5 protein-coding genes and 1 pseudogene are annotated in these 5,776 nt (G+C 74.0%); 1 reads left to right on the top strand and 5 read right to left on the bottom strand.

All coding sequences use genetic code 11. The features are described 5' to 3' along the window. Positions 1–353 (top strand): annotated as a pseudogene (locus AB0N76_RS38840) (hypothetical protein); the annotation flags it as partial. Here the strand turns inward: AB0N76_RS38840 and AB0N76_RS38835 are convergent. From AB0N76_RS38835 to aceB, 5 genes are all read right to left on the bottom strand, one after another. Then, positions 334–1,080 carry a Sua5/YciO/YrdC/YwlC family protein gene (locus tag AB0N76_RS38835; RefSeq protein WP_363565572.1) on the bottom strand — a complete coding sequence of 249 codons (747 nt, stop codon included), beginning with the start codon at positions 1,078–1,080 and terminating at the stop codon, positions 334–336. The pseudogene AB0N76_RS38840 and the gene AB0N76_RS38835 overlap by 20 nt on opposite strands. Further along, on the bottom strand, positions 1,080–2,321 hold the full coding sequence (locus AB0N76_RS38830; RefSeq protein WP_363565571.1) for a 2-isopropylmalate synthase: 1,242 nt from the start codon (positions 2,319–2,321) through the stop codon (positions 1,080–1,082). Before AB0N76_RS38830 ends, AB0N76_RS38835 begins: the two co-directional genes overlap by 1 nt. A gap of 130 nt (positions 2,322–2,451) precedes the next feature. Continuing rightward, a complete protein-coding gene (locus AB0N76_RS38825; RefSeq protein WP_363565570.1) occupies positions 2,452–3,045 on the bottom strand; it encodes a class I SAM-dependent methyltransferase in 594 nt (197 codons plus the stop codon). Between the two features lie 109 nt (positions 3,046–3,154). After that, positions 3,155–4,024, bottom strand: a complete 870-nt coding sequence (locus AB0N76_RS38820; protein WP_363565573.1) for a 3-hydroxybutyryl-CoA dehydrogenase — start codon at positions 4,022–4,024, stop codon at positions 3,155–3,157. A 36-nt stretch (positions 4,025–4,060) separates the two neighbouring features. Then, entirely contained in the window at positions 4,061–5,683 is a 1,623-nt protein-coding gene (gene aceB, locus AB0N76_RS38815) for a malate synthase A (protein WP_363565569.1), read from the bottom strand. Positions 5,684–5,776: the final 93 nt, after the last annotated feature.

The following is a 5,776-nucleotide window of genomic DNA, read 5'->3' as shown; positions in this document are numbered from 1 at the left end:
GCGACAAGGGCACCAGTTCGTCGGTGCCCCCGACCTTCATCAACGACCGCCTGTGGGGCGCCGGGCACCTGATCGAGTTCTTCGACAGCTTCAGCGCGCGGGCCGGGGCCGGGCAGTACCTCTCGCTGGGCGCGGGGCACTACACGCCCGAGGTCGCCAGGATCACCGTCAGCTACGGCGACGACCCGACGCAGTACCCGGCCGTCATGGCCGGCGGCGCGTACGTCCACGCGGCGGCCATCACGACCGGGGGCTCTCCCGTCCCGGCCCCCTACGTCCACGCGTACGACGCCGCCGGAAAGGAGATCTACAACCAGAAGACCCAGCCCGCCGTCAGGAGCGCCCGCCCGTAGGCGTCGCCTCGGAGGCAGGGTCTTGCGCGCGGTAGGTGGCGTGGACGTGTTCGAGGTACCGGTCGGCGTCTGGATAGGGGCGGTCCTGGGCGCCGTGGCGGTGGAGGTCGAGCCGGCCGTCCGGGTGGAGGCGCAGGGTGGTGGTCGCCGCCCGGGGCGGCAGGGCCGTGTCGGTGCTGTCGGTGCTGTCGGTGGTGGCGGCGGGGAGAGCGAGGACTGGAACGGCGGGAGGGAACATCGCGAGGGCGTCGTCGACGGTGGCGGCCGGCGGGTGGCCGGTGCGGTTGGCGCTGCTCACGTACAGGACCGGGTGGTCGGCGAGGACGGGGAGCAGGGGCGTCCAGCGCGCGCCGAAGAGCATGGTCCAGCCGTCGCGGGTGGCCGGTGCGAGCCAGTCGGGGCGGGGCGCGCCGGACCTGAGCGGCAGCAGCAGGGTGACCCGTTCCTCGACGAGCAGTCGGCGGGCCAGCGCGGCCAGGCGTTCGGTGAGGTCAAGGGCTTCGCCGGCCGCGGCGAAGGTGTCGGGATCGTGGGCCCAGAGGGCGACGGCCTGGTCGGCGGGGCGGCCCTTGGCCGTGTTGACGGCCTGCGGGTCGGGTCCGGCGACGACATGGGTCAGCGGCGCCGGGTTCGGCAGGACCACGGCCGTGCCGCGCCGCAGCGCGCGGCGGGCGCCGTCGACGTCCACGGCCTCCGAGGCCCGGCCGGCCTGCGGGGTGGGGTTCATTACCGCTCTCCCGTCACGGTCGCGCACACGCCGTCGAGGTAGGCGGCGAAGGTGTCGTCCGGCACGACCGCCCGGCCGGTGCGGTACGCCCACGTCTTGACCCAGCGCATCGCCGCCTTCGCCCGGGCGTCGTCCAGCTCGTGGCCGAGCCGGGCGGCCACGGCCTTGACCACGCGGATGCTGGCCAGGTGGGTGAGGACCACGTCCGGGGTGATGCCCAGCAGTTCCTCGGGGTCGAAGGGCTGGAAGAGCCGGGGGTGGACGAAGGGGGTGCCGGTGGAGATCGTGCCGACGCCGCTGCCGACGATCGGCGTGGTCACCGACAGCGGTACGCCGGTCTCCGCGGAGACCCTCCGCGCGATGCCGGGCAGCCGGGTGAGGTCCGGGGCCGTCCACCACGCGTCCGCACCCGCCCCCAGGAACTCGGCGGCGGCGTCGGGCCGGTGCGCGAGCAGGAACAGCAGCTGCTCGGTCGCCACCATCCCGCTGCGCTCGGCGATCCCCAGCCAGGAAGCGGAGACCACGCGGACGCCGGCTCTCAGCGCCTCCAGGGTGTTGGCCAGGCCCAGGCCCAGGTCGTTGTGCAGATGGCTGGCGAGTACCACGTGGTCGCCGGCCGCTCCGCGCACCCGGCCGAACATCGTGGCGGTGTCGGCGGGCAGCTGGTGTCCGACGGAGTCGGCCAGGATGACGGTCCCCGCTCCGGTCTCGGTCAGGGTGGCCGCGTAGGCGGCCGTCAGCTCGTGGTCGGCGCGGGAGGCGTCCGCCAGGCAGACGTCCACCGCGACGGTGTCGTCCAGGCCCTTGGCCTCCTTGACGAGCCCGACCGCGCCGACGAGGGCGTCCCGGGCGGAGCCGTGCGTCATCACCTGCGCCATCGCCTCGGAGGCGGGCACGACGACCATGATTCGAGCGTGCGCGGTGCCCTTCACCGAGGTGATGGCCTGGCGCACGTCCGCTGCTCTGCCCCGGCACACCGCGGCGACGCTGACGGCGCCCTCGGTCTCCACCGCGACCCGCCGCACCGCCTCGAACTCCTCGGCGCACACCGCGGGGAACCCGGCCGCGAACACCACGTGCCGCGGTCCGTCCGCGCCGAAGATCCACCCCTGCTCCCGCGCCAGTTCGACCCGGAATCCGGCGCTCATCAGCGTCTTGCCCTGCGCGCCGTCCCGCGCGGACTCCTCCCACAGCACCACCCGCCCCGCCAGGGCGGACTCCCGCACCAGGTCACCAACCATCGCGCACTCCCCTCCCGGGGCCGCTCACGAGCGGCCCGGTGTCGCGGAACCCTCTTACCGGATGTCGATCTTCCCCGGCGCGAGGACGTCCATGCCCTCGCGACCCCGGCAAGGATCCAAGAGAGGGGCCCTAAGCGCGGCTCAGGATCCAGACCCCGTAGGCGTCGTTCGCGGGGTGCAGCTGGTAGGTGCCCGCCCGCAGGTCGACGCGGAGTCCGGCGGCGGTCAGGTCCGACTCGAACTCGGCCGCGGTGTAGGTCCGGGCGTACCGCGGCGGGTCCTGGAGATGGAAGCCGACCAGGATCCGGCCGTTCTCGCCGAGGACGTCGCGCATCGCGCCCAAGGCCCGGCGCTCCGTGCCCTCGGCCAGGTAGACGATCACGTTGCCGACGCAGACCACCAGGTCGAACGGGCCGTCGTCGGGGCCGAGGTCGAGGATGTCGCGTTCCTCGATCGGCAGCCCCGGGTAGGCCTCCCGGGCCTGCCGGACCAGCGCCTCGTCGGGCTCGATCGCGACCACGTCGTGCCCCCGTCGCAGGAGTGCCGCGGCGACCCGGCCCATTCCGGCGCCGGCGTCGAGCACCCGGGCGCCGCGCGGCAGGAGCGTGTCGGCGAGGCGGGCCTCACCGTCGACGTCCTCGCCCGCGGCGATGAGGTCGGCGAACCGCTTGCCGTAGTCCCCGCTCCGTCCCGCCTCCTGCCAGCGGGTCGGCGGTGTCGTCATCGGTACCGGTTCTCCGGGGGGCGGCGTGCTCCTGTCCATGCCCGAATCCTATGGCGGTGCAGGTCCCGACGGTTCGCTGCGGCCACGGCGCTGCGGCCAGGGCGTTCGGTCAGGGCGTTCGGTACGGGTGGAAGCCGTGGCCGGTCTTGCGGCCGAGCAGGCCGGCCTCCACCATCCGGGAGAGCAGCGGCGGGGGAGCGTACAGCGGCTCCTTGTACTCGTCGTACATCGATCGCGCGATCGCCTCGACGGTGTCCAGGCCGATCAGGTCGGCGAGCCGGAGCGGCCCCATCGGGTGGGCGCAGCCGTGGACCATGCCGGCGTCGATGTCGGCGGCGGTGGCGTGGCCGGCCTCGGCGAGGCGGATGGCGGAGAGCAGGTAGGGGATCAGCAGGGCGTTGACGACGAAGCCGGCGCGGTCGCGGGAGCGGATGACCTGCTTGCCGAGGACGTCCTCGGCGAAGCCGTGCACGCGGTCGAGCACGGTCGGGTCGGTGTGCAGCGAGGAGACCAGTTCGACCAGCGGCATCACCGGCGCGGGGTTGAAGAAGTGCAGGCCGAGCACGTGGGCGGCCCGGCCGGTGGCGATGCCGAGCCGGGTGACCGGGATGGCGGAGGTGTTGGTGGCGAGCACGGCGTCGTCGGCGACGAGGACCTTGTCCAGGGTGACCAGAACCTCGGCCTTGACCCGCTCGTCCTCGACGACGGCCTCGACGACCAGCTGACGGTCGGCCAGCACCTCCAGGTCGTCGGCGAAGAGCAGGTGCGCCCAGGTGTCGGCGCGCTGCCGCTCGGTGAGCCGGCCGCGGTCGACGGCGCGGTGCAGGGAGCGGTCGATGCGGGCGCGGGCGGCGCGCAGCGCGGCGGGGCCGTGCTCGCAGACGATGGTGTCCAGGCCGGCCCGGGCGAAGACTTCGGCGATGCCGGCGCCCATCTGCCCGGCGCCGACGACGGCGACCCGTCGGATGTCGTTCATGATCGGTTGTCGTTCATGAGGGCCCCTCCGGGAGCGGTGTCATGTGGTGGGCGCGGTCGGCGCGGTGGTGCGGACGAGGTGGCGGGCGTAGGCGTCGGTGGTGAGGAACGCGGGGAGGTCCGGGCCGAGGGCGGTCTCGGTGAGGATCCGCACGGCGTTGTCCAGCCGCGCGGGGTCGGCGCCCTCGGTGAGCAGGGCCGCCCGTTCCCGCTCGATCAGGCGGCGCACCAGGTCCGGGGTGGCGAGCGAGCCGCCGCCGAGGCGGGCGCAGTGGTGCTGCCACTGCCAGAGCTGGCAGCGGGCGATCTCGGCGGTGGCGACGTCCTCCATCAGCCCGAAGACGGCGACCGCGCCGGAGCCGTCCAGCCACGCGGTGAGGTAGCGCAGGGCGACGGCCACGTTGGCGCGCAGGCCCTGCTCGGTCGGGAGGCCGGCGCTGAGCCGGTGGACGCCCAGCAGGTCGGTGGCGGTGACCTCGACGTCCTCCCGGGTGCGGTCGAGCTGGTTCGGCAGCTCGCCGAGGACGGCGTCGAAGGCGGTGCGGCAGGTGGCGACCAGACCGGGGTGGGCGACCCAGGAGCCGTCGAAGCCGTCGCCGGCCTCGCGCTCCTTGTCGGCGCGGACCCTGGTGAGGGCCACCGCGTTGGCGTCGGGGTCGCGCTGCGGGATCGCGGCGGCCATGCCGCCGATGGCGTGCGCCCCGCGCCGGTGGCAGGTGCGGACCAGCAGGTCGGTGTAGGCGCGCATGAACGGCTGGGTCATGGTCAGGGTGGCGCGGTCGGGCAGGACGAACCTCGGCCCGTGCCGGGCGAAGTTCTTGATCAGGCTGAACAGGTAGTCCCAGCGGCCGGCGTTGAGTCCGGCGGCGTGCTCGCGCAGTTCGTAGAGGATCTCGTCCATCTCGAACGCGGCGGTGATGGTCTCGATCAGGACGGTGGCACGGATCGTGCCGTGCGGGATGCCCAGCTCGGCCTGGGCGACGGTGAAGACGTCGTTCCAGAGGCGGGCTTCGAGGTGGTTCTCCAGCTTGGGGAGGTAGAAGTACGGGCCGCTGCCGCGTTCGATCTGCCGCTTGCCGCAGTGGAAGAGGTAGAGGCCGAAGTCGACCAGGGAGCCGATGGCGGGGCGGCCGTCGAGCAGCAGGTGGTGCTCCTCCAGGTGCCAGCCGCGCGGGCGGACCACGATCGTGGCGGGGGAGTCGCCGACCCGGTAGCGCCTGCCGTCGGGGGTGGTGTCGTCGATCCGGCCCTCGATCGCGTCCAGCAGGTTGAGCTGTCCGGAGACGAGGTTGTGCCAGGTGGGGGCGGTGGCGTCCTCGAAGTCGGCGAGCCAGACCTCGGCCCCGGAGTTGAGGGCGTTGACGGCCATCCGGCGTTCCGGCGGGCCGGTGATCTCCACCCGCCGGTCGTGCAGGCCCGGTCCGGCGCCGACGACCCGCCAGCTGCGGTCCTCCCGGACGGCGCGGGTCTCCGGGCGGAAGTCCAGGGTGCCGCCGGCGGCGAGGGCGGCGGACCGGCGTTCGCGCTCGGCGAGCAGCTCCGCGCGGCGGGCGGCGAAGGGGAGGTGCAGGCGGGCGACGAAGTCGAGGGCCTCGGGGGTGAGGATCTCGTCGAAGCGGTCCTCGGGCTCGCCGAGGACCTCGATACGGCTGGGCAGGGTCATCCGGTTCTCCAGGGGGCAGTCGGGAGGCGCCCGGGGTCCCGTCCCTCAACGGGACCCCGGGCGGGGTGGACGGCGGCCGCTCCCCAAGCGCCC

Origin of the sequence: Kitasatospora sp. NPDC093806, from assembly GCF_040683335.1 — a bacterium.
Lineage (GTDB): Bacteria > Actinomycetota > Actinomycetes > Streptomycetales > Streptomycetaceae > Kitasatospora.
This window is presented reverse-complemented; position numbering and strand designations above follow the sequence as displayed.